Annotated in this window: 18 protein-coding genes and 2 pseudogenes; 12 read left to right on the plus strand and 8 right to left on the minus strand. The window is 64.3% G+C overall.

The genetic code is table 11. The features are described from left to right. Window positions 1–120: pseudogene (locus AC3EDY_RS05960) on the plus strand (IS5 family transposase); the annotation flags it as partial. Here AC3EDY_RS05960 and AC3EDY_RS05965 read toward each other — a convergent pair. Further along, window positions 71–751 carry a uracil-DNA glycosylase family protein gene (locus AC3EDY_RS05965; protein ID WP_488571568.1) on the minus strand — a complete coding sequence of 227 codons (681 nt, stop codon included), beginning with the start codon at window positions 749–751 and terminating at the stop codon, window positions 71–73. The pseudogene AC3EDY_RS05960 and the gene AC3EDY_RS05965 sit on opposite strands and share 50 nt — an antisense overlap. Before the next feature lie 47 nt (window positions 752–798). Beyond that, a complete protein-coding gene (locus AC3EDY_RS05970; protein WP_488571569.1) occupies window positions 799–3,045 on the minus strand; it encodes a putative bifunctional diguanylate cyclase/phosphodiesterase in 2,247 nt (748 codons plus the stop codon). Window positions 3,046–3,119: 74 nt separating this feature from the next. Here AC3EDY_RS05970 and AC3EDY_RS05975 point away from each other — a divergent pair, with 74 nt between their 5' ends. Both AC3EDY_RS05975 and AC3EDY_RS05980 read left to right on the plus strand, forming a co-directional pair. Further along, a complete protein-coding gene (locus AC3EDY_RS05975; protein WP_488571570.1) occupies window positions 3,120–3,470 on the plus strand; it encodes a lmo0937 family membrane protein in 351 nt (116 codons plus the stop codon). Window positions 3,471–3,596: 126 nt separating this feature from the next. Continuing rightward, a complete protein-coding gene (locus AC3EDY_RS05980; RefSeq protein ID WP_488571571.1) occupies window positions 3,597–5,021 on the plus strand; it encodes an aldehyde dehydrogenase family protein in 1,425 nt (474 codons plus the stop codon). A 28-nt stretch (window positions 5,022–5,049) separates the two neighbouring features. Here AC3EDY_RS05980 and AC3EDY_RS05985 read toward each other — a convergent pair whose 3' ends face one another. Next, a complete protein-coding gene (locus tag AC3EDY_RS05985) occupies window positions 5,050–7,086 on the minus strand; it encodes a tetratricopeptide repeat-containing sulfotransferase family protein (RefSeq protein ID WP_488571820.1) in 2,037 nt (678 codons plus the stop codon). Between the two features lie 516 nt (window positions 7,087–7,602). On the opposite strand from AC3EDY_RS05985, the gene AC3EDY_RS05990 reads away from it, so the two are divergent. From AC3EDY_RS05990 to AC3EDY_RS06020, 7 genes are all read left to right on the plus strand, one after another. After that, complete coding sequence (locus AC3EDY_RS05990; RefSeq protein ID WP_488571572.1) at window positions 7,603–10,032, plus strand: TonB-dependent receptor; 2,430 nt, start codon at window positions 7,603–7,605, stop codon at window positions 10,030–10,032. 163 nt (window positions 10,033–10,195) lie between these two features. Beyond that, window positions 10,196–11,296, plus strand: coding sequence for an amine dehydrogenase large subunit (locus AC3EDY_RS05995; protein WP_488571573.1), 1,101 nt, complete (start codon window positions 10,196–10,198; stop codon window positions 11,294–11,296). Between the two features lie 13 nt (window positions 11,297–11,309). After that, on the plus strand, window positions 11,310–11,891 hold the full coding sequence (locus AC3EDY_RS06000) for a MauE/DoxX family redox-associated membrane protein (RefSeq protein WP_488571574.1): 582 nt from the start codon (window positions 11,310–11,312) through the stop codon (window positions 11,889–11,891). Then, the gene (locus tag AC3EDY_RS06005; protein WP_488571575.1) at window positions 11,888–12,490 is read left to right on the plus strand and encodes a thioredoxin domain-containing protein; all 603 of its coding nucleotides are present in this window, start codon (window positions 11,888–11,890) and stop codon (window positions 12,488–12,490) included. The genes AC3EDY_RS06000 and AC3EDY_RS06005 overlap by 4 nt, the downstream gene beginning before the upstream one ends. 35 nt (window positions 12,491–12,525) lie before the next feature. Continuing rightward, window positions 12,526–13,074: a methylamine dehydrogenase light chain gene (locus AC3EDY_RS06010; protein ID WP_488571821.1), complete on the plus strand. Its 549-nt coding sequence runs from the start codon at window positions 12,526–12,528 to the stop codon at window positions 13,072–13,074. Window positions 13,075–13,083: 9 nt separating this feature from the next. Beyond that, window positions 13,084–13,623 (plus strand): cytochrome C, encoded by a 540-nt coding sequence (locus AC3EDY_RS06015; RefSeq protein ID WP_488571576.1) that lies wholly within the window; start codon window positions 13,084–13,086, stop codon window positions 13,621–13,623. Between the two features lie 51 nt (window positions 13,624–13,674). Beyond that, window positions 13,675–14,844, plus strand: coding sequence for an aminotransferase (locus AC3EDY_RS06020; protein ID WP_488571577.1), 1,170 nt, complete (start codon window positions 13,675–13,677; stop codon window positions 14,842–14,844). A 30-nt stretch (window positions 14,845–14,874) separates the two neighbouring features. Here the strand turns inward: AC3EDY_RS06020 and AC3EDY_RS06025 are convergent, their stop codons facing one another. The 3 genes from AC3EDY_RS06025 to AC3EDY_RS06035 all read right to left on the minus strand — a co-directional run bounded on the left by AC3EDY_RS06025 (window position 14,875) and on the right by AC3EDY_RS06035 (window position 17,865). Beyond that, the gene (locus tag AC3EDY_RS06025; protein WP_488571578.1) at window positions 14,875–15,567 is read right to left on the minus strand and encodes a glutamine amidotransferase; all 693 of its coding nucleotides are present in this window, start codon (window positions 15,565–15,567) and stop codon (window positions 14,875–14,877) included. Window positions 15,568–16,082: 515 nt separating this feature from the next. Continuing rightward, window positions 16,083–16,241, minus strand: coding sequence for a hypothetical protein (locus AC3EDY_RS06030; protein ID WP_488571579.1), 159 nt, complete (start codon window positions 16,239–16,241; stop codon window positions 16,083–16,085). Window positions 16,242–16,272: 31 nt separating this feature from the next. Next, complete coding sequence (locus tag AC3EDY_RS06035) at window positions 16,273–17,865, minus strand: isocitrate lyase (protein ID WP_488571580.1); 1,593 nt, start codon at window positions 17,863–17,865, stop codon at window positions 16,273–16,275. Between the two features lie 134 nt (window positions 17,866–17,999). On the opposite strand from AC3EDY_RS06035, the gene AC3EDY_RS06040 reads away from it, so the two are divergent. Further along, the gene (locus tag AC3EDY_RS06040; RefSeq protein ID WP_488571581.1) at window positions 18,000–19,421 is read left to right on the plus strand and encodes a helix-turn-helix domain-containing protein; all 1,422 of its coding nucleotides are present in this window, start codon (window positions 18,000–18,002) and stop codon (window positions 19,419–19,421) included. A gap of 518 nt (window positions 19,422–19,939) precedes the next feature. Here the strand turns inward: AC3EDY_RS06040 and AC3EDY_RS06045 are convergent. Beyond that, window positions 19,940–20,446: pseudogene (locus AC3EDY_RS06045) on the minus strand (transposase); the annotation flags it as partial. A 321-nt stretch (window positions 20,447–20,767) separates the two neighbouring features. Here AC3EDY_RS06045 and AC3EDY_RS06050 point away from each other — a divergent pair. Continuing rightward, the gene (locus AC3EDY_RS06050; RefSeq protein WP_488571582.1) at window positions 20,768–21,976 is read left to right on the plus strand and encodes an MFS transporter; all 1,209 of its coding nucleotides are present in this window, start codon (window positions 20,768–20,770) and stop codon (window positions 21,974–21,976) included. A 137-nt stretch (window positions 21,977–22,113) separates the two neighbouring features. On the opposite strand, the gene uvrA is transcribed toward AC3EDY_RS06050, so the two are convergent. After that, the gene (gene uvrA, locus AC3EDY_RS06055; protein WP_488571583.1) at window positions 22,114–25,050 is read right to left on the minus strand and encodes an excinuclease ABC subunit UvrA; all 2,937 of its coding nucleotides are present in this window, start codon (window positions 25,048–25,050) and stop codon (window positions 22,114–22,116) included. Window positions 25,051–25,150 lie beyond the last annotated feature (100 nt).

Raw genomic sequence — 25,150 nt, forward strand, 5'->3', positions numbered from 1 at the left:
AACAAACTCAAGAACTGGCGCCGAATTGCTACCCGCTACGACAAAACCCAAGAGTCACACCTCGGCTTCGTCAATCTCGTCGCCGTCCTACACTGGATACCCTTTGTCCACGAAACCTAGGATCAGCGAGTGGATTTCGCCAGTCCGCGCGACTCGGATGGGGCAACGTTACAACCGTTATATCTTCGCTTGAAAGATAAGCAGTACCTTTCCATCGCCGCTCGTTCTTTTCGAACCATTGGCCAATAAGGATATTGGCGCTGAGCATTTTGCGGGCCCATTTGCCGGCAGTATTACCAAGACAGAGCAAAGTTCGAATTTCAAGGTTTGAAATCACAGCTTTGTGGAAGGCCCAGCATGCTGGAAGCAGCGTTTTGACTTCTCGCTTTAGGTCCGCTTCATTGGCTGTACGCAAGAACACCATATTGCTCGCCGGAACGACGCGAGGATCAAGGCCCAAATTGTACAGCAAGTGAGCGAGTCGAGGCTGCATCCCGTGTGTGCCAACGGGATCTCCTCGCCAAGATTCATCCAGATAACGCGACCAAACGGCGGGACGGTCTGGCCACTCTTTGATGTCGCGCTCGACGGTTTCCGCGTTCTGAATGAGAGGGTTTCCCCCAGGATTGAGACCGAGGATGTAGATTGGAGATTTAACCGCAAAGGCGGCTGTACCGGAATAGAAAACCGAACCAGATCGACTTTGAAGATCAGGGGCGAGAGCACTGAGAACATCTATCAGATCATGCATGCCTGCTTTTCCTCGCCGCCTTGAACTGCTTCATAGGCGCAATACCCTTAAACCGCCTTGCGCATCCGGTCGGCCCCATTGCGTGCCAGCAAGGCGCAGGCATCGGCCCCCGGCATGGCGGACCAGAACAGGTGCCCCTGCACCAGTTCACATCCGGCAGCCTGTACCAGGCGGCGCTGCAACTCGGTTTCCACGCCTTCGGCCACGACTTTCATGCGCAGCGTCTGGCCCAATGCCACGATAGCGCCGAGGATCGACTGCGCATCGCGGTCTGTTTCGATATTCTGAACGAATGAGCGATCGATCTTGATCCGGTCGAACTGGAACGAGCGCAGGTAGCTGAGCGAGGAATAGCCGATGCCGAAATCGTCGAGCGCGATCCGGAAGCCCATGGCCTGAAGCGCGCGCAGCGATTGCGCCACGTTGTCGCTGCGATCCAGCATGACGCCCTCGGTCACTTCCAGAATGATCCGTTCGGGGCAAATGCCCGTCTCCTGCACCAGCACCTGGATCGTTTCGACAAAACCCTGTGCCATGATCTGGATGGGCGACAGGTTGATGGAGATGTCGCACGCCGGCCAGTTGCGGCACTGGGTGAACACGCGGCGCAGCATCCACGTGCCCAGCGGCACCATCTGCCCCGATTGTTCGGCAATCGGCACGAACACGCCCGGCGCGATGTCGCCGCGTTCGGGATGCGGCCAGCGCAGCAGGGCTTCGAAACCTTCGATCTGCGATGTGGTAAGATCCACGATGGGCTGGAAATGCGCTTCCAGCTCTTCGGCGGCAATGGCTCGGCGCAGTTCCAGTTCCAGTTCACGCGCCAGCCGTTCGCTCGCTTCCATGCCGTTGGTATAACAGCGATAGCGCGCGCGCCCGTTCTGCTTGGCGCGATAGAGGGCGATGTCGGCACGGCGCAGCAGTTCGTCGGCATCGTCGGTCTGGCTCGGCCCCCAGCTGATCCCGCACGAGCAGGTCACGCCCAGGCTGTGCCCGGAAATGATGAACGGCTCGGCCATGAGGCCGAGGATCTGGCGGCCAAGCGCGTTGGCCGCGCCGAGCCCGCCGGTGGTGCGGCGCATCACCACGAATTCGTCCCCGCCGAAACGCGCGATAAGATCGGTGCGCAGAAGCCCGTCACGCAGGCGCTGGGCCACCTGGGTGACCAGTTCGTCACCCACGTGATGGCCCATCGTATCGTTCACGGTCTTGAACGAATCGAGATCGACATAGGCCACGAAAACATCCGCCTGGATGTTTTGCACGGCATGCGCCCGCTGATGCACGACGCTGGCCAGTTCCTCGCGCAGCCGCTCGGCAAAATGAAGGCGGTTGGCAAGGCCCGACATGGGATCGTGCAACGCGTTGTACTGAGCCTGCGCTTCGCTGACCTGCAGATTGCGCGTGGTGTCGCGCATGCGCCGCACGATCACTGCCCCGCCGATCAGCACCGCCATGAACAGGAAAATCCAGGTGCCCAGCAGCGGTGCCGCCGTGCGCCAGATCGCCGGGCCGGGCAACTGCGCGGTCCACACGAAATAGCCCACCAGACTGCCGTCGGCACTGAATTGCGGCAGGGAGTTGCGCGCGGGGTCTGCCGGGGCGTGGCGCGAAAAATGGAAATCGGGCAGGAGCAGGTCGGCACCCAGCGCGCGCAGCACATTGGCGTCGATCCTGCGCAAGGAAACGAGATAGCGCGGCTCGGCCTTGAGCAGATCGAACGCGCGATCAGGCACGATGGCCGCCGCCGTCAACAACATCGGCTGGCCCTCGCGCCACAGCATCGACGAACCCCAGCGCGACAGCGGGGCGCCACGCCTGTCGATCGGCCACATCGTGGTGCCCCGAGGCTCGAACCTGGCTGCCAGGCCATAGACGTTCTGGTTCCGGCGGGCCTGGGCCAGCGCCGATTCGACCTGCCACCGCAAGGGCGCATAAGGATAGTTCGGATCGAACCGCCCGCGATGCCAGGCGCGCACCAGGCGGCCATCGGCATCGACCAGCATGGTTTCTTCCGCCCCCTGGTTGGTCCAGGGGAACATGCCCAGTTCCTGGTCCATCCAGGCAAGATCGTTGCCCAAGACGGCGTGACGCACCGTTTCGTCCCACACCAGTTGCCCGGTCTGGCCGATGATGACCGTGCGCACCCGCCCCTGGAGATAACGCGCGACCATCTCTCGCTCGTCGTTGCGGGTGAAAGCATCGGCGACGCGAACGGAATGGTTGAAAGCCGCCATCAACGCCGCCGACAAAGCCAGCAAGGCAATGAACGTCGCACCGATAATCCAGCCCATGCGCCGTTCTTGGCTCAACCTTCGCGTCCCTTAGCCCCGCGGGATCGGCGCGGTACGCGCCAAACGGATGAGTTATGGCGACGTATTACCAACAAATGGTTAGCACCGCCGGCGCCGTCGATCGCAGCGGCACCGGCTCGTGCCGCCTGAATGGCAAGGCATGCATGCGGGCCGCGGGCGCGGGGAACCTGCAAAACGCTGCACCGTTGGCAGATCGACAAGGATGCCGTCGCGCTACCGCACAACGCGGGGCGTCGCCATTTCAGGAGCCTGCCATGCTGTTGACCATCGCTCTCGTTCTGCTCGTGCTCTGGGCACTGGGCGTCTTCGCGTTCAAGGTGACCGCCGCCTTTATCCATATTCTGCTGATCCTGGCGCTGATCGTCGGGCTGATCCAGCTGTTTACCGGCCGCCGAACCGTATGACCGGCAGGGCCGGGCGGGCGTGCGACGCATGGCCCGGCCCTGGACGGTGTGTCGGTCAAAGCCAGCCTTGCCAATGCCGTGACGCCGCCGTAAAAGTTAGCGTTCCTAACTTTTCGGAGAGGCGCGATGCGCGAACGGCTTCAGCACTACATCGATGGCCAATGGGTCGACAGTCAGGGCGGGCGCCGGCACGCGGTGATCAATCCCGCCACGGAAGAACCTTGCGCGGAGATCACGCTGGGCACCCCGGCTGATGTCGACGCCGCCGTTGCGGCGGCACGCCGCGCCTTCGAAACGTTCAGCCGGACCACGCGGGAAGAGCGTATCGCCCTGCTGCAGAGCGTGGTGGAGGCGTACAAGAAGCGCATTCCCGACCTGGCCCGCGCAATGGCCGAGGAAATGGGCGCGCCCGTCAGTTTCGCCGGGACCGCGCAAGTGGGTACGGGCCTGAGCGCGTTCAACGGCACGATCGCGGCGCTGCGTGATTTCACGTTCGTGGAAGATCATGGTGCGTTCAAAGTGGCTTACGAGCCGATCGGCGTAGTGGGCCTTATCACGCCGTGGAACTGGCCGCTCAACCAGATCGCGCTCAAAGTCGCGCCCGCGCTCGCCGCGGGCGACACCATGGTGCTCAAGCCGTCGGAAGAATGCCCGACGTGCGCGGCGATCCTTGCCGAAGTGATGGACGCTGCCGGCGTGCCGCCCGGCGTGTTCAATCTTGTCCAGGGCGATGGGCCGGGCGTGGGCAACGCCATCGCCAGCCATCCCGACATCGATATGGTCAGCTTCACGGGCTCCACCCGCGCGGGCATCATGGTGGCCAAGGCGGCTGCCGACACGGTGAAACGCGTGCATCAGGAACTGGGCGGAAAAACCCCCAATCTCGTCCTGCCCGATGCCGATTTCGCCACTCAGCTCAAAATCACGGCCACCGGGCCTCTCGTCAATTCGGGGCAAAGCTGCATCAGCCCCTCGCGCATCCTGGTGCCCCGCGAACGTCAGGAAGAAGCCGCTGCCTTCGTCAAGACGATGTACAGCGCGGCCAAAGTGGGCAATCCGCTGGAAGAAGGCAGCCACCTGGGCCCGGTGGTCAACAAGGCCCAGGCGGACAAGATCCGCGATCTGATCCAGTCCGCCATCGATGAAGGCGCCACGCTGGAATGCGGCGGGACCGATCTGCCGGCCGAAGTCAACCGCGGCTATTACATCGCGCCGACCCTCTTTTCCAACGTGACTCCCGACATGCGCATCGCGCGCGAGGAAATTTTCGGCCCGGTGGCGACGATCATCCCCTATGACAGCCTCGAGCAGGCGATCGAGATCGCCAACGACACGGATTACGGACTTTCCGCCTGCATCACCGGCGATCCCGCCAAGGCGGCCGAGGTTGCCCCTGCCCTGCGCGCGGGCTTGGTCGCGATCAATGCCTATGGCCCTGCCCCGGGTGCGCCGTTCGGCGGCTACAAGCAATCGGGCAATGGCCGTGAAGGCGGCATTTACGGCTTGAAGGACTTCATGGAAATGAAAGCCATAATCGGCCTTCCCGCATAAGCGCGGAAAGAGCGCGCGACCGGCGGGGCTACCACCCCGCCGGCACGGCCGGATAGCTTTCCAGGACCGGGCCGAGCGCCGCGCGCAGCGGATCGAGCCAGGGTTCGAACCGCTTCCAGTGTTCGACCGCGTCGGCATAGATGGGCTGGCGCACCTGCTCGGAACTGGCGGTGCGCACCGCGCGGCGATTTTTCCAGAACGCCAGGCAGGCGTCCTCGAACCGCACGCCAACCGCATCGAGCAGCGCGCGGACCTGACCGGGCGTATCGGTCACCATCATTTCATAGATCACGCGATGCACCGCGCCGGGCAAAGCCCGGTCGAACGCGGCCATCTGCCGGACATACGCGGCATAATAGCGGCCGATTTCGCTCAGATCATAGCTGAACGACTGCCCGCGCGCGAAAAACTGCTTCCATCCCGAAAAGCAGCAACCCAGGGGATGCCGCCGGGCATCGATCACGGTGGCATTGGGCAGGATCATGCGGATCAGACCCACGTGCTGCCAGTTGTTGGGCATCTTGTCGACGAAGTAGGGCCGGTCGGTCTTGCGGTGGATGCGTGTTCGCTCGAGGTATTCGTCGCCCAGGCGGCGGCAGTCCTCGGCGCCGAGGCTGCCGAGCAGCGTCGCCATGTCGGGAAAGGCGCCGTCATCCACCCGCGATTGCAGCCGGTCGGCAAGCAGCATCAGATCGGGCAGTTCCATCGTGCCTTCGATCTGCGAATGGCTGGCGAGAATCTGTTCCACCAGCGTCGACCCGCTGCGCGGCAGGCCCACCACGAAGATCGGGTCGGTCGCCTGGCACCCCCAGCCTGCCCGCGCCGCGAAGAACGCCGGTGTGAACAACGCACAATGGCGGGCGACGGCAGCGTCGATACGCGCGGGATCATAATCGAGCACGCTGCGCCGCAGGGCATTGCCGCGCGCATAATGGGCAAAGGCGGCTTCGGCTTCCTCCGGGTGATCATCGGTGAGGTCTTCGTGGGCCTTGCCCAGGGCAAAATGCAGCTGGGCCACGTCTTCCGCCCGATCGCCGCCCACCGCATCATGAGGCAAAGCGGCGCGCATGGCGGCGATATCGGCACGATCCAGCCGCACGGTCTTGAGGTTGGCGAGGCTCCACCACGCCTCACCCGATGACGGATCGAGCGCGGCGGCATGACGATAGGCCTCGATCGCGGCGGCCTGGTTGCCGATCGTCTTTTCGACGTGCCCCAGGTTCAGCCACACCCGCGGACGCCCCGGGTCCTGCGCCACGATAGCGCGATAGATGGCGCGCGCACCGACCTGATCGCCGATCCGCACCAGCAACGAGGCCTTGAGCATGGCATGGCCGCCATGCCCGGGATCGTCGGCCACCAGGCGCGTCGCATGCTCCAGCGCTTCGGTCACGTCCGGCCCCATGGCCAGCAGGCGCACCAGGAGTTCGCGTGCCGCCGCAAAGGCCGGAGCCAGTGTCACCGCCGCGCGCAGCGGGGGCAAGGCCGTCTCGACCTCGCCCTTGCGCCACAGCACTTCGCCCAGCAGCCGCAGTGCCGCCGGATCGGCGGGCAAGGCAGCAAGGCGGGCCTGCAGCGCACTTTCCGCTTCGTCGAGGCGATCATCGCCCATCGCCATGGCGGCCTGCAACAGCACGGGATCCTGCGCGGCAGCTTCGATACCGGCGATCTCTGCCTGTGCCGCCGCGGTTTCGTCACCCCGGGCGCGCAGCAGGCCGCCCAGCGCATACCAGGCATGCGCCATCGCGGGCTTGAGCGTCACGGCCTGGCGCAACGCGGCGATCGCGGGGGGGTGTTCGCCCAGCGCGGCCAGCGTCAGCCCCAGTTCGGCCGCCACGGCGGCAGCGCGGGGCTGGCTTGTGGCAAGCGGCGCGAGCACCGCTTTTGCCTCGTCCAGCCGGCCCAGGGCCCGCAACGCCTGCCCCTCGACCAGCGCGGCCAAGGGATGGCCGGGCACCGCGCGCAGAATTTCGCGCGTCTGGAGCAGCGCCAGAGCCGGTTGCCGCGCGAGCAACCGGCTGGCATGCGCCAGCGCCGCTTCCACCGATCCCATGACTTCGGCCATCGGGCCTTTACCAGCGGGGGGCCCGGCATTGGCACCTGCCCCACCCGTCACCGCGCGCTGGCCGGCCAATTCGTTTGCCATCACAGTTCCTGCCATCCGGGTTTTCCTGCGCCGAGCATGCCATGCCCGCAAGATTACGCAACTGCGAAGAGCACGGCCGGCGAAATGCACGCTATGAACATGATCTGCGATGCCAGATCGTGACTTTTCTGTTGACAGCTGATGTTTTGCTGGCAGTATTCTTCTGCAAGCAACGCTCCAAGGCGTCTTGCGGCGCAATATAATTATTATAAATCAATATCTTGCTCAGGATGCATCGCAACAATGCGGGGCTGGTGCCGGCTTGATCGGGCTTGTCGCCCGGGTGCAGGCACCGGCAGCAGGATCGATCTCACAAAGGTGCGATGAAACAGGGCGGCCGCACAAGAGCGCGATAACATAACGACAACACGCCAACGATCGCCGTTCGCAGGAAAACGGCAGGACAAGTTACTTCAGGCCATGGGGGCACGAGCAATGGTGTTTGAACAACGGTCGCCCATCAAGCGTGTGCTGGCTATTCTCGGCGCCTCGACCGTCCTTTCCAGCCTGCTGGCACCGGTTGCGGCGCTGGCCCAGACGGCACCGCCCGCGTCCCCCGATGCGACGACGGCCGACACCAGTGCCGCTGCCGGCCTTGGCGAGATCGTGGTGACGGCCACACGCAAGGAAGAGAGCGTGCAGCGGGTGCCGATCTCGGTCCAGGCCCTGAGCGCACAGAAGCTGGAACAGCACCAGGTTGCGACGTTTGCCGACTATGTCGGCCTGCTGCCTTCCGTGTCCTTTTCAGGTCTCGGCCCCGGGCAGAGCGAAGTCTATTTCCGTGGCATCGCGGTCGATGGTGGATCCCTGTCGACCACCGGCACTTATCTCGACGAAGTGCCGGTGTCGTCCCCCACGCGCATGCCCGAAGTGCACATCTACGATGTCGAGCGGGTCGAGGCGTTGTCGGGCCCGCAGGGCACCTTGTTCGGTGCCGGCTCGCTTGCCGGCACGCTGCGCATCATCACCAACAAGGCGCGGACCGACAAGTTCGAAGCCGGTTTCGATGCGCAGGTCGATGCCTATGGCAAGGGCCAGCCGGGCGCGATGCTCGAAGGTTTCGTCAACGTACCGGTGAGCGAAAACGTCGCCGTGCGCATGATGGCCTATTACAGCCACGAAGGCGGCTATATCGACAACGTGCCCGGCAGCTATACCTATCAGTTGGGCGATGACGATCCCACGACCACCTATACGGTGAACAACAGGAATCTGGTGAAGAAGGATTACAACCCGGTCGACAGCTATGGCGGCCGGCTGAGCGCCACGTTCCAGGCAGCCGACTGGAAAATTGATCCCTCGGTCACTTATCAATATTTGAATTCCAAGGGTTTTTTCAATTATGACCCGCGGGTTGGCGATCTGCAGGTGCGCGATTACAGCCCGACGCAGAATATCGACAAGTGGGCGCAGGCCTCGCTGACGATCCAGGGCAAGATCGGCGATTTCGATCTCATCTCGTCATCGGGCTATTTCCGGCGCAAGATTCACAACACCAGCGACTACACCTATTATTCCGTGCATTACGATCAGCTTGGCCCCGGCTATGAAAACTATCTCAAGTTCCGGGACAAGGATGGCAATTTCATCAATCCCACGCAGTCCTACATCGGCCGCATCACGCAGACCAAGGTGACGCAGGAAGTACGCCTTTCGGTGCCCAAGACATGGGGTTTCGACCTGACAGTGGGGGCGTTCTTCCAGTTCCAGAAGCAGGCGCAGGACGATGACTACCAGATCCCGGGCCTGAGCAAGATCGATCTTGCCACCTCGTGCGACGACGGCTGCGAATGGAATCCGGCGATCAAGCGCGATGCGTTCTACAACCAGGATCTGGACCAGACATTCCGCGACTATGCGATCTTTGCCGAAGGCACCGTGCCGGTCACGTCGCAGGTCAAGGTCACGGGCGGCATCCGCGTGTTCAGGGCCAGGAACAGCGTCTACGGCTTTTCGGGCGTGGCGTCCCAGGCGATCGATCTGGGCTGTACGGTGCCGTTCCCGGCCGACCGGCGCTTTACCTGCGTCAACAACAACAAGCCTGCCTATCAGGAAACGGGCGAGACTCACAAGGTCAGCGTGGCTTGGCAGGTGACGTCGGACAAGATGGTCTATGCCACCTATTCCACCGGGTTCCGCCCGGGCGGCAACAATGCCCTGCCGGAACTGGGCAGCTACAAGGCCGACCGGCTGAGCAACTACGAGCTGGGTTTCAAGACCACCTGGAACAATATCCTGCGCTGGAATGCGGCGGTCTATTACGAGAAATGGACCGGCGTGCAGTATTCCCTCGTGCCGCCAGGCTTTTTCGGCAACGGCGGGACGGTCAATGCCGGCGCGGCGCAGGTGATCGGCATCGAATCCGATTTCGATCTCAAGCTGGGCAAATTCACGCTCAGCGGATCGGGCGCCTATAATGACGCCAAGCTGACAGAGGATTTCTGTGCGCTCAATGGCGATACGCTATTGCTCGATTGCTCCACGGGCATTGCCGCGGCCAAAGGCACGCGTTTGCCACGCCAGCCGCGCTTCAAGGGCCAGTTGACGCTGCGTTACGAAGGCAGGCTGGGCACACTCAACAATTTCGCGCAGGCGACGATGAGTGGCCAGACGATGGCCACCTCCAACCTCGATACCTTCAAGAACGACCTGCTGGGCAACACGCCGGGGTTCGTCAGTTTCGATTTCTCCACCGGCATTTCCAGAAACAGCTGGACGCTGACGGCCTTTATCGAGAACGCGTTCGATCGGCGCGGGCAGCTATCCAAGAATACTTTCTGCGCGATCGAATACTGCTCGGGCTCGTCACGTACCATGCCGATCAGGCCGCAGTTTTTCGGCCTGAAATACGGGGTGCGCTATTAGGGCGTACCGGTGAAAGCGGGTTGACTGGAACCGGGCGTTGGTCAACCTTGCCATTGCAACGGATGGTTCCACGTTCGAACGGGGTTCGGCGATAATGAGACTTGCCGTCACCAGGCATAAACTTGCACGCGCAACGCTCGCCCTGGCCTTGTCCGGCGCGGCGATGCCCGCAGCCGCAGCGCCCGTCGCCTCGGTCGAACCCGAACAGTCCGACGTAGCGAAGCTGGCTCCGCCGCAACCGGGCTGGTTCTTCATCAATCGCGGCTTTTCGAACGCCTCCTCGGCCATCTACGACACCGCCACCGGCACGCTGCTGGGCCAGGTCGAAACCCCGGCATTGACCGATCTCGCGCTCGACCCGCGCGGGCGGTTCTATTACGTATCCTCCACCGTGTGGACCAAAGGCTATCACGGGACACGGCAGGATTACGTTTCGGTGTTCGACAGCGCCGACCTGAAACTGCAGGCCGACATTGCCATCCCGGGCCGCCTGCTGGTGGTGGGGCGGATGAACAATTTCGTGATAAGCCCCGATGGCAAGTTCGGCTATGTCTACAACATGAGCCCTGCTTCGTCGGTCAACGTGATCGATCTGCTTGCGCGCAAGTTCGTGAAGACGGTGGAATTGCCGGGGTGCGCCAGCATGGTCGCCGTACCCGGCATCGGCGTTTCGGCGCTTTGTTCGGATGGATCGATGGCCACGGTGAGCCTTGCCGGTGCCAGGGCCGACATCACCCGCAGCGAGCCGTTCTTTTCGGCCACCGACGATCCGATCTTCGACAATTTCCAGGTGGACCGTGCACGCAACCAGCTGGTGATGCTGAGCTATACCGGCAAGGTCTATACCGCCACGCTGGGCGCCAAGCCGGTAATCGCCGCGCCGTTCTCGCTGCAGGAAGCGGCCGGCGTGCCGGCAGGATCGACCGCGCCCAACCAGGTCAACTGGTTTCCCGGCGGCGTTCAGCAGATGGCGCTGCATGGCGCCACCGGGCAGCTTTTCGTGCTGATGCACATGGGCGAATTCTGGTCACACAAGGCGGGCGGCAGCGAGGTGTGGCAGCTTGACCTGACCAGCCGGAAAGTGATCAAGCGCATGGTCGTGCCCGGCGAACCGCGCGTGATCGCGGTTACCCAGGAAGCGTCTCCGCATCTTATCATAGCGGGCGGGGATGACACCGCCTATGTCTATGATCTTGCCACCGGGAAGCAGACCTGGAAGCTGGATCATGCCGGCGACGGCGTGATCACGGTTGCTGCTCCTTGACGATGGCCCCGCAGTGATCGCGGCCGCCCCCTCTTTCCACGGTTTCGCTGGCACCGAAGCCCTTGCACTGGTGGCGCGGATCGCGGCCATCGGCGCGGGGCTCGTGTTCACGGGCGCGGCCCTGGCCAAGCTGCGCCATCGCGCCTTGCTGCCGGGCGTGATAGCCGCCTATCGCCTGCTGCCGGCCCGGGCAGCAATACCCGTGGCGCTTGCCCTGCCCTGGGCGGAGTTGATGCTCGGCCTGTGGCTGATCGGCGGGTGGGTGGTCGCGCCTGCGGCCGCCTTTGCGATTGCCTTGCTGCTGATCTTCGCCTGGGCCATGGCCGTCAATCTGTCGCGCGGGCGCGGACGCATCGATTGCGGCTGCGGTCATGCCGGGCTGCGCCAACCGCTGTCCTGGCCGCTGGTGGCCCGCAACCTGGGGATGGCGGGCATGCTGTTGCCCGTGCTTGCCGGTCTGCCGGCCCCGGCTGGAACCTGGCCCGTGAGCCTGGCGGGCGGCCTCTCGCTGTTCCTTCTTTTCCATCTGTTCAATGCGATCGTGGCGCTTTCGGGCCTTGCCCCGGCAACCACGCAAAAGGTGGGCAGGCGATGATGACAGCCCTGATCGTTTCGCAGGCAGTCTCGTGGCTGGTGATCGCATCGCTGGTGGTGGCGCTGCTGGCCCTGGCACGGCAAGTGGGCGTCCTGCACATGCGCGTGGCCCCGGCCGGCGCCCTGACGACCGCGGGCGGGCCGGCGGTCGGCACCGTCAGCACGGCCATTGCCGCCCGCACGCTGGACGGCACGCCGATGTTCGTCGGCGGCGCGGCCCCGGGCGTTCCGCTGCGCCTGCTGATGTTCGTTTCGGCCAGTTGCCCGCTGTGCAAGAACCTGATTCCCGTGGCCAAGTCCTTTGCCCATGACGAGCGCGTGGCCTTGACATTCGTGGGCGACGACACGGCCGAGACCCAGCGCGCTATGATTGCCCGCCATGGCCTGGAAGCCTATCCTTTCGTCAACGGGCCGGACGTGGGCCAGGCCTTCGCCGTGGGCAAATTGCCTTTCGCCGTGCTACTCGATGAACCGGGCACGGTGCTGTCGAAAGGGCTCGTCAACAGCCGCGAACATCTCGAAAGCCTGGTGATCGCGCACGAAATGGGGGTGCATTCGGTGCAGGACTATGTCGCCCGCATGCGCGGCGCGGTGGCCTGAGGCCATGCATACACGCGATTTTGGGAACGATGACCATGGTTAGATTCGATGCGGACGGCCTGGGCGAAAAGGTCTTGCGGCGCTTGGCGGGGAGCACGTCCCGGCGCGGCATTCTGGCCCGGCTGGGCGCGGCGCTGGTTGCGGCACCGCTCTTTCCCGTGCTGCCGGTAAGCCGGGCAGAGGCCGCATCCGCCAAACCCGACCGGGGGCCTGAAGCCAAGACCGCCTTCGCCCGCGGCGCGCAGGTTACCGACAACACCAGGTGCGACTACTGGCGCTATTGCGCGATCGACGGCGCGCTGTGCACGTGCTGCGGCGGCGGGGTCCATACCTGCCCGGCCGGCGCGGAGCCCTCGCCGGTGTCGTGGGTGGGAACCTGCGTCAATCCCGAAGACGGCAAATCCTATCTGATCGCCTATCGCGATTGCTGCGGGAAAGCCTATTGCGACAAATGCGCGTGCGACAATGCCGATCGGGAAACGCAGATTTATGTGCCGCAGTTGAACAACGACATCATCTGGTGCTTCGGCACGCAGAGCATGGAATATCATTGCTCCACCGCCGTTCTCGTCGGCACGGCCTGACCGATCGCCGTGAAGACCGCGCGCCTGTTCCTGCTGGCGGCAACCGCGTCGCTGTCTGCCGGGCTGGGGACGCAGTTGCACGCGGCGCATGACGCCGTGCCGGCGGCGCAGCAACCGATCCTGGATGACGCGCACCAGGCACGGATCGACTATCTCGAGAACTGCGGCGGCTGCCACGGGGTGAATGGCAGCACGGTACCGGCACAACTGCCCGAACTGATGGGCCGGGTCGGCTGGTTCATGTGCACCCCCGAAAGCCGGGCCTATCTGCTGCGCCTGCCCAACGTGGCGCACAGCCGCATTCGCGACAATGCCGAACTGGCAGACCTGATGAATTACGTGGTCTTCGTTCTGGGCGGAAACAGCGTGCCGGCCGGCACGCGCCCGTTCACCGCCGAGGAAGTGGCCCGCGAGCGCCAGCACGCCCTTTCCAACACATCGCTCAGTGCAGAGCGCCTGCGCCACGCGAGCGCGGCCGTCAGGCAATGCCACGCTCCGGCGAACATAACGCTGCTCTACCCCGGCTATAATCCCGCCACCGCGCATTGACGCGCTGCACAGAGGGCTTGCGAGGCTGGCGGCCCCCGCTAGGTTCGGGCCATGACCACGCCGCACCTCAATCCGCTTTATGCGCGGATGCCGACGACCATTTTCGAAACGATGTCGGGCCTGGCCCGCGCGCATGGCGCGATCAATCTGGGCCAGGGTTTTCCCGACGGGCCACCCCCGCCGGCTCTGGCCGCCGCCGCCACGCGCGCGATGGCGGAACGTTCGCAGCAGTATCCGCCCATGGCGGGGCTGCCCGAACTGCGTGACGCCGTGGCCGCTTTCTATGGCCGGCGCCAGGGACTGGCACTGGCACGCGACCATGTGATCGTGACATCGGGCGCAACCGAAGCGATCGCGGCGGCGATCCTGGCCAGCGTGCAGCCGGGCGACGAGGTGCTGGTGCTGGCTCCGGCCTATGATGCCTATGCCCCGCTGGTGCGGCGGGCCGGGGCCGTGCCGGTCTTCGTCGCGCTGTCACCGCCGGCCTGGGCGATGCCGATTGCCGCCTTGCGCGCCGCGATCACGCCACGCACGCGTGCGCTGATCCTCAACGATCCGCTCAATCCCACCGGCACGGTGACCACCGCGACCGAACGCACCGCGCTGGCCGCGCTTTGCGTGGAGGCGGGCCTTGTCGCCATCTGCGACGAGGTTTGGGAAACCGTGCGATTCGATGGCCAGGCCCATGCTTCGCTGATGGCGCAGCCCGGCATGGCCGCGCGCACGATCAAGATCGGTTCGGCGGGCAAGATCTTCGGCGCCACGGGGTGGAAAGTGGGGTGGCTGGTGGCCGATCCGGCGCTGGCCGCCGTGGTGGCGCGCGCGCACCAATTCCTGACGTTCACCACCCCGCCCATGCTGCAATCGGCCGTGGCCGAAGGGCTGGCGGATGACGCGCTGACCGACGCGCAAGTAGCCGATTGGGCCGCATCGCGCAGCGCATTGCTGGCCGCGCTGGATGCCGCGGGTTTTGTGACGCTGCCCAGCGCGGCCACCTGGTTTTCCTGCATCGATCTGACAGCAAGCGGCTTTGCCATCGACGACCGGACGTTTGCGACGCGCGCCGTGGCCGAAGCGGGCGTTGCCACCATTCCGCTTTCCGCCCTGTGGGAAGGCCCGCCTGCGCCGCAGCACATCCTGCGCCTGTGCCACTGCAAGCCGGTGGCGATGCTGCAAGACGCGGTGGACCGGTTGTCCAGGTGGCGGGACAGCCTGGACTGAGCCTGTCAGGCCAGGTCCGGCCAACTCATCTCAGGCCAGCCCCGCCAGCCATTCCGCGATCATTGCCCGCCCTGCCTGCACGGCGGCGGCGCCGTGGGCATCATGGGCGTGGCGCAGGCTTGCCGCCGTATGGCCGGCGGCGGCGACATCGTGCGGCGACTGTTCGATCCAGGCGTCGAAGCGGGGGTCTTCGCCCATTTCGGCATGGAACTGCAGGGCCAGGAGGTTGGATCCGCGGCGAAATGCCTGGTGCGGATAGATGTGGCTGGACGCCAGAAGCTGCGCCTGCGGCGGCAGCGTGAACGTGTCGCCGTGCCAGTGCAGCACGGGGACGCCGGCAATATGGCGCAAGGGGCTTTCCGCCGCGTGAACCTGCACCGGATGAAAGCCAACTTCCCGCGCATGGCCGCGATAGACGTCCGCGCCCAGCGCCGCCGCGATCATCTGTGCGCCGAAACACACGCCAAGCGTCGGCCGGTCCGCCGCCAGGCGCAGCGCCAGGCGGCGCATCTGGCAGCGGATCCACGGGTGTTCGATCTGGTCATAGATGCCCATCGGCCCGCCCATCATGATCAGCAGATCGGGCTCGCACAGATCAAGCGAAGGAAAGGCGGCATCATCCACATCGATCCGGTCGACATGGTATCCGGCATCCTCGATCGGCTGGCGATATCCGGCCACCCCTTCGTAGGGCACGTGGCGAATGATCAATGCGGTCTTCATGGCACCTTATGGGATCATGCCGGGCGGGCGTTCCTACAAGCCCAAACGGCGGAAGAACTCTTCTGCAGAGGTTGGCGCCGGGCCGGCAGGGCGGGCAGACCCCAGCGTGCCCCACGAGGGATGAGGCAGGGGCATCACGGCGGCCGCCCCTGCCGTGGCGGCCCCGCGCCGGGAACCGGGCTGGCGGGACGTGGAGGGACGGGACGCGATCAGGGTTTTAAAGCGGGGCATTGTCGCATTCTCCTTTATCAGGGCCGAACACGAACCTGGCCACATGGCCTCGTTTTCGTGCGCTTTAGCTTTTTTTGACGCGGAGCAAGCTGGCAGAATCAAAAGCCGCGACCGTATGGAACCGATACACTTTCTCTACCGATTGAGTTGATAATGGTCATTCGAGAAAAGCTGAAGCCAGCCCAAGATTTCCTTGTTGCCCCACGCAGAACGGCCCGCCTGACGCCGCCTGGCGCCCGACGGGCCATCCTTTCCTCCCCAGGAAAGATGCGAGGGGGCCGGCGTCAGCGCCCCAGGGCGCTGCCCAGGCGATGGTAGAGATGCGAGAACTTGACCGATTCCGGCTTGTCCTCGATCGCTTTGAGATAGTGGAGCACCGCCTCGCGGATCAGCTTGAAATCCTCGGTCGAAAGGACCGCGCGGGCACGGGCAGGTTCAGCCATTGTCCTTCTCCTTCGTCGTGTTCGCCCTGGTTCAGGCGGCGAACTGGTTCATCGTGTTATGCGCGCCGCCCGCCTTGAGCGCGGCGTCGCCGGCGAAGTATTCCTTGTGGTCGTCGCCGATGTCGGACCCGGCCATGGCCTGATGCCTGACGCAGGCGATGCCCTGGCGGATTTCCTGGCGCTGCACGCTCCTGACATAGCCGAGCATGCCGGCCTCGCCGAAATAATCCCGGGCAAGGTTGTCGGTGCTGAGCGCCGCAGTGTGATAAGTGGGCAGCGTTATCAGATGGTGGAAGACGCCGGCTTCGCGCGCGGCATCCTTCTGGAACGTGCGGATGCGCTCGTCGGCTTCGGCCCCCAGATCGGTATCGTCGTAATCCGCGCTCATCAGCCGCGCCCGGTCGTAACCGCGCAGGTCCCGGCCCTGTCCGGCCCAGTCGTCATAGACCTGCTGGCGGAAATTGAGCGTCCAGTTGAAGCTGGGCGAGTTGTTGTAGACCAGCTTGGCATCGGGAATAACCGCACGGATGCGCGCAACCATTCCGCCGATCTGCCCGATATGCGGCTTTTCGGTTTCGATCCACAGCAGGTCGGCGCCGTTCTGCAGGCTGGCGATGCAATCGAGCACACAGCGATCCTCGCCCGTTCCGGGGCGGAACTGATAGAGATTCGATGGCAGCCGCCGTGGCCGCATCAGTTGCCCATGGCGCGCGATCAGCACGTCGCCATGGCCCAGGCCCGCCGGATCGACTGGCTCGCAATCGAGGAATTCGTTGTACCGGTCGCCCAGGTCTCCGGGCTGGCGACTATAGGCGATCTGCTTGGTCAGGCCGGCGCCGAGCGAGTCGGTGCGCGCCACGATCACGCCTTCGTCCACGCCCAGTTCGAGAAAAGCATACCGCACCGCGCGAATCTTGGCGATGAAATCCTCATGCGGAACGGTCACCTTGCCGTCCTGGTGGCCGCACTGCTTTTCGTCGGAAACCTGGTTTTCGATCTGGATGCAGCAGGCCCCCGCCTCGATGAACTTCCTGGCCAGCAGATAAGTGGCTTCGGCGTTGCCGAACCCGGCATCGATATCGGCCACGATCGGCACGACATGGGTTTCGTGATGGTCGATTTCGTGGAGGATCTTGGCGGCCCTGATGGCATCGCCGGCCAGGCGCGCCGCATCGAAATCGCGAAACAGCTGATTCAATTCGCGCGCATCGGCCTGGCGCAGGAACGTGTAGAGTTCTTCGATGAGCGCGGGCACGCTGGTCTTTTCGTGCATCGACTGATCGGGAAGCGGCCCGAACTGGCTGCGCAATGCGGCGACCATCCAGCCCGACAGATAGAGATAGCGCCCCTTGGTGGTGCCGAAATGCTTCTTGATCGCAATCAGCTTCTGCTGGCCGATGAAGCCGTGCCAGCAACCGAGCGACTGCGTGTAATTGGCCGGATCGGCATCATAAGCCGCCATATCGCGGCGCATGATCGCGGCCGTATGGCGCGCGATGTCGAGTCCGGTGCGAAAGCGGTTCTGCAGCCGCATGCGGGCCACCGATTCCGCCACGATGCCATCCCAATGCGCCTGCGGCGCGATCGTCCGACCGGCTTCATGCAAGGCGTGTTGATATGTCATGGCAAAACCCTTTCCGATGCGTGTCGATCAGGGTCTATGCGCCGGGCATGGCGGCGGAAAGCGGTTGCGGGGTCATGTTGTCAAACTTTACAGCTTTTGCTTGTAAAGTTGTGCGGTCATGACAGAATGACGGAATGGCCCGCGATCATGCTGTTTCCCGCCCGCTCTATCTTGGCCCCCGCATCAAGCGCCTGCGCCGCGAAATGGGCCTGACCCAGCAGGCGATGGCCGACGACATCGGCATTTCCGCCAGTTACATCGCGCTGATCGAGCGCAACCAGCGCCCGTTGACCGCCGATCTTCTCCTGCGCCTTGCCGCAACCTATCGGCTCGACATGGCAGAGCTTGCCGCGCAAGATCGTGACGATCATGCCCGCCGCCTGGCCGAGGCGCTGCGCGACCCCCTTTTCGCCGAAATCGATCTGCCGGCCTTGGAAGTGGCCGATCTTGCCGCCAGCTTTCCCGGCATGGCCGAAGCGATGCTGCGTCTGCACGGCGCCTATGCCCGCGCCAGCCAGGCGCTGGCAGAAGAACGCGCGGCGGGCGAAGCCACCCCCGCAGCCGATCCGGCTGGCGCGGTGCGCCGCTTCCTGGCAGCGCGGCAATACTGGTTCGGCCCGCTGGAAAGCCGTGCGGAAACCCTGGCGACCGAGATCGAAAGCGCCGGCGGCGCGGCCGAATGGCTGCGCCGCAACGGCGTGCGGGTGCGCGCCATGCCGGCCAGCGTGATGATGGGCGCGGTGGCTCGCTATGATCGCCATAACGAGCAGCTTTTGCTGGACGAATGCCTGGGGCCGCAACGGCGCGCCTGGCAGATCGGCCTGCACCTGGCCTATACCGCGATGCGCGGCGAAATCGCGGCGCTGCTACGCGAAGAACGCTTTTCCAGCGCCACCGCGGCGCAGCTTGCGCGCCGGGCCTTGGCGGAACTGGGCGCGGCGGCCCTGCTCATGCCTTATGACCGCTTTGCCCGCGCGGCCCAGGCGCTGGGCCATGATGTCACGGCACTGGCCGGCCTGTTCGGCGTGGAATGGGCGCAGGCCGCGCGGCGCCTGGCGACACTGAACAAGCCGGGGCAGGAAGGCGTGCCGTTCTTCCTGGTGGAACTCGATAGCGCCGGCAACATGGTGCGCCGCATCGACGGCGCAGGGTTTCCCTATGCTGCACAAGGCGGCGGATGCCCGCTGTGGACGCTGCACCATGCCTTTGCCCGCCCCGGGGACGTGTTGACGCAGTGGCTGGAACTGCCCGATGGCACACGCTTCTTCGCGACGACGCGCACGATCGATGTGCCAGCCGGCGCCGGCGCCGACAGCCTTTCCCTGCCGCCGTTGCGCCGTGCCCTGGCGCTGGTCTGCGCGGCCCGGCATGCCCCGCGCCTGGCCGCAGCGCAGGGCACAGACCCGCGTGCGGTGGAAGCGACCCCGATCGGGATAACCTGCCGCCTGTGCCAGCGCACGCAGTGCCAGGCCCGCGCACAACCGCCGCTCGGCCGCGAAATCCTGCCCGAGGACTATCGCCGCGCGGTTGTGCCGTTCGTATTCGGCGAAAGCTGACGCCTGCATGAGCCGTGCGCAGGCGCAGGGCGAAATCGGCCTGTCCCGCTTGTCACACTATCCGCAAGAATCCACCTTGCGCGACTCGCCGGAGAGGCGCAGCATCACATCATCGACAGGAAACAAAGCAAGCGGAAAGCCGGATCAAATCGTTGTTCTATAAAGCTTTTATCCTGAAGTGCGAACCATTGCCAAACGGAACATCGGCCTTTTCCAGCCCGTGCCTTCACGGCATCGTGGGCGGGCCGGGCGGTGCCCGCCAGGAGGTTCGCGGCAGCCAGTTTGTGCGCAGCATTCCCACGCATGTCCGCCTTCGCGAAGCGGGGCCGGGAATGGACCACAAGGGGTCTTGCCAGTCCTTTGCTTCGGCGGGGTCCGTCCCGTGCGTTCACGATCGGCGCGCGTGGGAGCCGTGATCGAGAGCAAAGGCAAGCCTGTGACACCGCGCCTGCGCTCCGTCAGCCCTGGCCGATGCCAACGCCGGCCGCCCCGCCACAGGCACGTTGAGGGCCGGCAGCGATGCCGGCCCTCGTTTCGACGGCCACGATCACCGCGTTGTCGACATCGATCAGATAATTGGTAGCGTAGCAGAAATCGGCGCGTCCACCATGCGCTTGGGTATAGTGGGCCGCTGGATCGACTGGCGAAACGCGCTTGGGCTCGACCGGAGTTGCGCCACCGAAAGCGGCATCGTCGAGAACGGCAACGCACTCCTCGACGGCGCGCCGTGCCAGATCGGTGGCAAGACCCTGCGTGCCCCCGACGTAGGTTTGCCGATTAGCCTCGGCCCGGATGAGGCTGGTATCGACAGCGAAACCGTCGCCTCCGACCAAGCTTTCCTCGATGCAGCGCCGCACGGTGGCTCCCAACAAATGGTGGAACAGAGCGCTCTCACGAAAGCGACCATGGCGGTTCTTCGAAAAGGTCGAGTGATCGGGCACGTCGCCGCCGAGTCCTAGCCGGCAGAACCAGCGATACGCCAGGTTGAGGTGCACCTCCTCGCACAGGCGGCGCTCCGACCTGAGGCTCGCCCATCATGGCTTGGCATCCTTCAGCATCTCGATGCTGGGTCAGACCCTGAGCGTAAGCGCAAGGCCGACTTTTTCAACAGCATCGACCATACCCGGTCGTACGATCGAGTGATCATGAATGCGGGTTCCCGACAATGGCTACCGATACGACGGCACAAGGTGGCCCGTGACGCGCACTCGATAAGACGTTGTCAAAGGGCAATAATCCTCTTGAGACAACTACGCGTAGCAATGCCGCTCGCATCGTTGCAGATTTCGAGGCAGGGGTAGCCGTCCACCGGCTGATTCATTGTTTAATCGAAACAAGGAGTAATCTTGACTGACCTGGTCCCTGCTTTGGTTGCCGGAACACCCGAATACCGTCGCCTGAGCTGGGCGATGCTGTTTGCGGGGTTCGCAACCTTTTCGACGCTATACGCGGTGCAACCGCTGCTTCCCCTGCTGGGGGCGTATTACCAGTTGAGCGCGGAAGCGGCGTCGCTGGCCGTATCACTAGCGACTGGACCGCTGGCTATCGGCATTCTGGTGGCGGGCGCGGTATCGGACCGGCTCGGACGACGTACGCTGATGGTCACGGCGATGATGGCGGCGGCGTTGCTGACACTGGCATCGGCGGTAATACCGGGCTGGTATGGGCTGCTGGCCTTGCGCTTCCTGGCCGGCCTCGCACTTGCCGGGGTTCCGGCGGTGGCGATGGCCTATGTGGCAGAGGAGGTCGATGCCGCGTCGATCGGATCGGCAATGGGTCTGTATATCGCTGGGAGCGCGTTGGGTGGCATGGGCGGGAGGCTGGTCGCCAGTCTGGTCGCAGCGGTTGCTGACTGGCGCTGGGCGCTAGCGGCGGTCGGACTGTCGGGGCTTGCAATGGCGGAAGCTTTCCGGCGGTTGGCCCCGCCGTCGCGTCGCTTTGTAGCGAGCGAGTTGGACTGGCTGGCGCTGCCACGTGGGGCGGCGATCCTGTTTCGCGACTCCGGGTTACGACTACTCTACCTGGAAAGCTTTCTGCTGATGGGTGTTTTCGTTACAATCTATAACTATGCGGGGTTCCATCTGCATGCGCCGCCCTATGGCCTGGGGCAAGCGGCGGTAGGCGCGGTGTTTCTGCTCTACATCCTGGGATCGATGAGTTCGAGCCTGTTTGGCGGACTTGCGGGCCGGTTGGGGCAGCGACGCATATTCTGGATCCCGACCGCCATCCTTATCGGGGGCGTAGCTCTCACCGCCGCTGCGCCGCTCTGGCTGGTGATAGCGGGTATCGCAGTAGTGACCATTGGCTTTTTCGGCGCGCACTCGGTCGCCAGCGCCTGGGTGGGGCATAGGGGCAAGGCTGCGCGAGGGCAGGCGGCCGCTTGGTATCTGTTCTTCTACTATATGGGTTCTAGCGTGCTGGGCTCCGCGGGTGGTATCGCTTGGACGCATGGCGGGTGGCACGGCGTCGTCGTCTTCTGCATCGTGCTTGGCTTGGTCGCATTGATCGTTTGCACCTTGCTGTTCCGCGTCCGCCAGCTCGTCGAGACCGAGTAGCTACGGCCGGCAGGGTCGCCGGCCCCCGCCTGAGCCTTGACTGAGCCAGCGGTTCGAACGCTCGCGGGTCTGGAAACGACAGCAAAATCCCAGCCCCCGTCAATCTGGGATGTTTGCATCCATATCGCGGAAACGCCTCACCGTTTCAACAGCGGCGCCAGGTATTGCCCCGTGAAGCTGGCCCTGTTCTTGGCCACCTGCTCCGGCGTGCCCGCGGCGACCACATCGCCGCCGCGCACGCCGCCCTCGGGGCCCATGTCGATGATCCAGTCGGCGGTCTTGATCACATCCAGGTTGTGTTCGATCACCACCACGCTGTTGCCCTGCTCCACCAGGCGGTGGAGCACTTCGAGAAGCTTGCGCACGTCTTCGAAATGCAGGCCGGTGGTGGGTTCGTCGAGAATGTAGAGCGTTCGGCCGGTGGAGCGGCGGGCGAGCTCCTTGGCCAGCTTCACGCGCTGCGCTTCCCCGCCCGAAAGCGTGGTGGCCTGCTGGCCCACTTTGACATAGCCCAGCCCCACTTCATCGAGCATCGCCATGCGATCGCGGATCGGGGGTACGGCCTTGAAGAATTCCACCGCGTCCTCGATCGTCATGTCGAGCACGTCGGCAATGGAATGGCCCTTGAACTTCACTTCCAGCGTCTCGCGGTTGTAGCGCTTGCCGCCGCATTCCTCGCACGTCACGTAAACATCGGGCAGGAAGTGCATTTCGATCTTGATCAGGCCATCGCCCTGGCAGGCCTCGCACCGCCCGCCCTTGACGTTGAAGCTGAAACGCCCTGGCTTGTAGCCGCGCGCCTGCGCTTCGGGAAGCCCTGCGAACCAGTCACGGATCAGGGTGAACGAGCCGGTGTAGGTGGCCGGGTTGGAGCGCGGGGTGCGGCCGATGGGCGACTGGTCGATCTCGATCACCTTGTCGCAGTGTTCGAGGCCGCGGATCGCATCGTGCGCGCCGGCTACCACCCGCGCGCCATTCAGCGCGCGTGCCGCGCCGGCCTGCAGCGTGTCGATCGTCAGGCTCGATTTGCCCGAACCGGAAACCCCGGTGATGCAGCAGAACGTGCCGAGCGGAATTTTCGCGGTCACGTTCTTGAGATTGTTGGTTCGCGCGCCTTCCACCACCAGGGACAGGCCATTGCCCTTGCGGCGCTTTGCCGGCACTTCGATCCGGCGTGCGCCAGTCAGATACTGGCCGGTGAGGCTGTCCGCGCTGGCCAGGATGTCGTCCAGCGTGCCCTGGGCCACGATCTGCCCACCGTGTACGCCCGCCCCCGGCCCGAGATCGACAATCCAGTCCGCCGCGCGGATCGCATCCTCGTCGTGTTCCACCACGATCACCGTGTTGCCCAGATCGCGCAAGCGCTTGAGCGTTTCGAGCAGGCGGTCGTTGTCGCGCTGGTGCAGGCCGATCGAGGGTTCGTCGAGCACGTAGAGCACGCCCGAAAGGCCCGAGCCGATCTGACTGGCCAGGCGGATGCGCTGCGATTCCCCGCCCGAAAGCGTGCCCGAGGTGCGATCGAGATTGAGATAATCGAGCCCCACGTTGTTGAGGAAGCCCAGGCGCTCGTTGATTTCCTTGAGAATGGCTTTGGCGATCTGGCGCTGCTGGCCGGTCAGCTTGTCATCAAGCCCGGCGAACCAGGCCAGCGCATCGCTGACCGAAAGGCGCGTGGCGGCCGAAATGTCGCTGCCGGCCACTTTCACGCTCAAGGCCTCGGGCTTCAGACGCGCGCCGTTGCAGGTTTCGCAGGGCTGCGCCGTCTGGAACTTGCCCAGTTCCTCGCGCATCCAGGCGCTTTCGGTCTGCAACATGCGGCGGTTGAGATTGCCGATCACCCCTTCGAACGCCTTGGAAACAGTATAGCTTTTCTTGCCGTCGATGAACGTCAGCGGCACCGCCTTGCCCGCTGTACCGTGAAGGACCACGATTTTCACTTCGGCGGGCAGCGCCTCCCACGGCGTATTCAGACTGAAACCGAAATGCTCGGCCAGGCTGGCCAGTACCTGCATGTAATAGGGGCTGGGCGGGTTGGACTTGGCCCAGGGCACAATGGCGCCCTGTTTGAGGCTGAGATGCTCGTTGGGAACCACCAATTGCGGATCGAACAGCAGCTTTTCGCCCAGCCCGTCGCAGGCGGGGCAGGCACCCTGCGGCGCATTGAACGAAAACAGCCGCGGTTCGAGCGCATCGAGCGTGAAGCCGGATACCGGGCAGGCGAACTTTTCGGAAAAGACGATGCGGTTGTCGGGCAGGCCGGCGCCCTTGAGCTGCCCTTTCGCGCCTTTCCTGTCCGGCGCCTCGCCATTGAGCGCGGCCACGGTCGTATCGGCAAGATCGATATAGACGAGCCCGTCGGCCAGCTTGAGCGCCTGCTCGAAACTGTCGGCAAGGCGGGTCTGTATGCCGTCCTTCACCGCGATGCGATCGACCACGACTTCGATGTCGTGCTTGTATTTCTTGTCGAGCGCAGGCGCATCCTCGATGGCATGGAGCGTTCCATCGATGCGTACGCGGGTATAGCCGGCCTTCTGCCATTCGGCCAGTTCCTTGCGATATTCGCCCTTGCGCCCGCGCACCACCGGCGCCAGCAGATAGGCCCGCGTGCCTTCGGGCAGCGCCATCACCCGGTCGACCATCTGGCTCACGGTCTGCGCGCTGATCGGCAGGCCGGTGGCCGGGGAATAGGGAACGCCGATCCGCGCCCACAGCAGGCGCATGTAGTCGTAGATCTCCGTCACCGTGGCCACGGTGGAGCGCGGGTTGCGGCTGGTGGTCTTCTGTTCGATCGAAATGGCGGGGGAGAGGCCGTCGATATGCTCCACATCGGGCTTCTGCATCATTTCGAGGAACTGGCGCGCATAGGCCGAAAGCGATTCGACATAGCGGCGCTGCCCTTCGGCATAGATCGTATCGAATGCCAGGCTGGACTTGCCGGATCCCGACAGCCCGGTGATGACGATCAGGCTGTCACGGGGCAGATCGACATCGATCCCCTTGAGATTGTGTTCGCGCGCACCACGCACGGACAAAGTGGTGAGCGCGCTGCGGACAGGGAGGGGAGCGGTCGACATGACGGGCAATGTTCCAGATTTGTTCGATTCACGCAAGGCTGTGACAGCGCGGCCAGCCTGGCGCAAGACGCCCCCGCGGGCAGGGAAGGACGGGGCAGGA

It is taken from the genome of Novosphingobium sp. DS6-6, assembly GCF_057784975.1.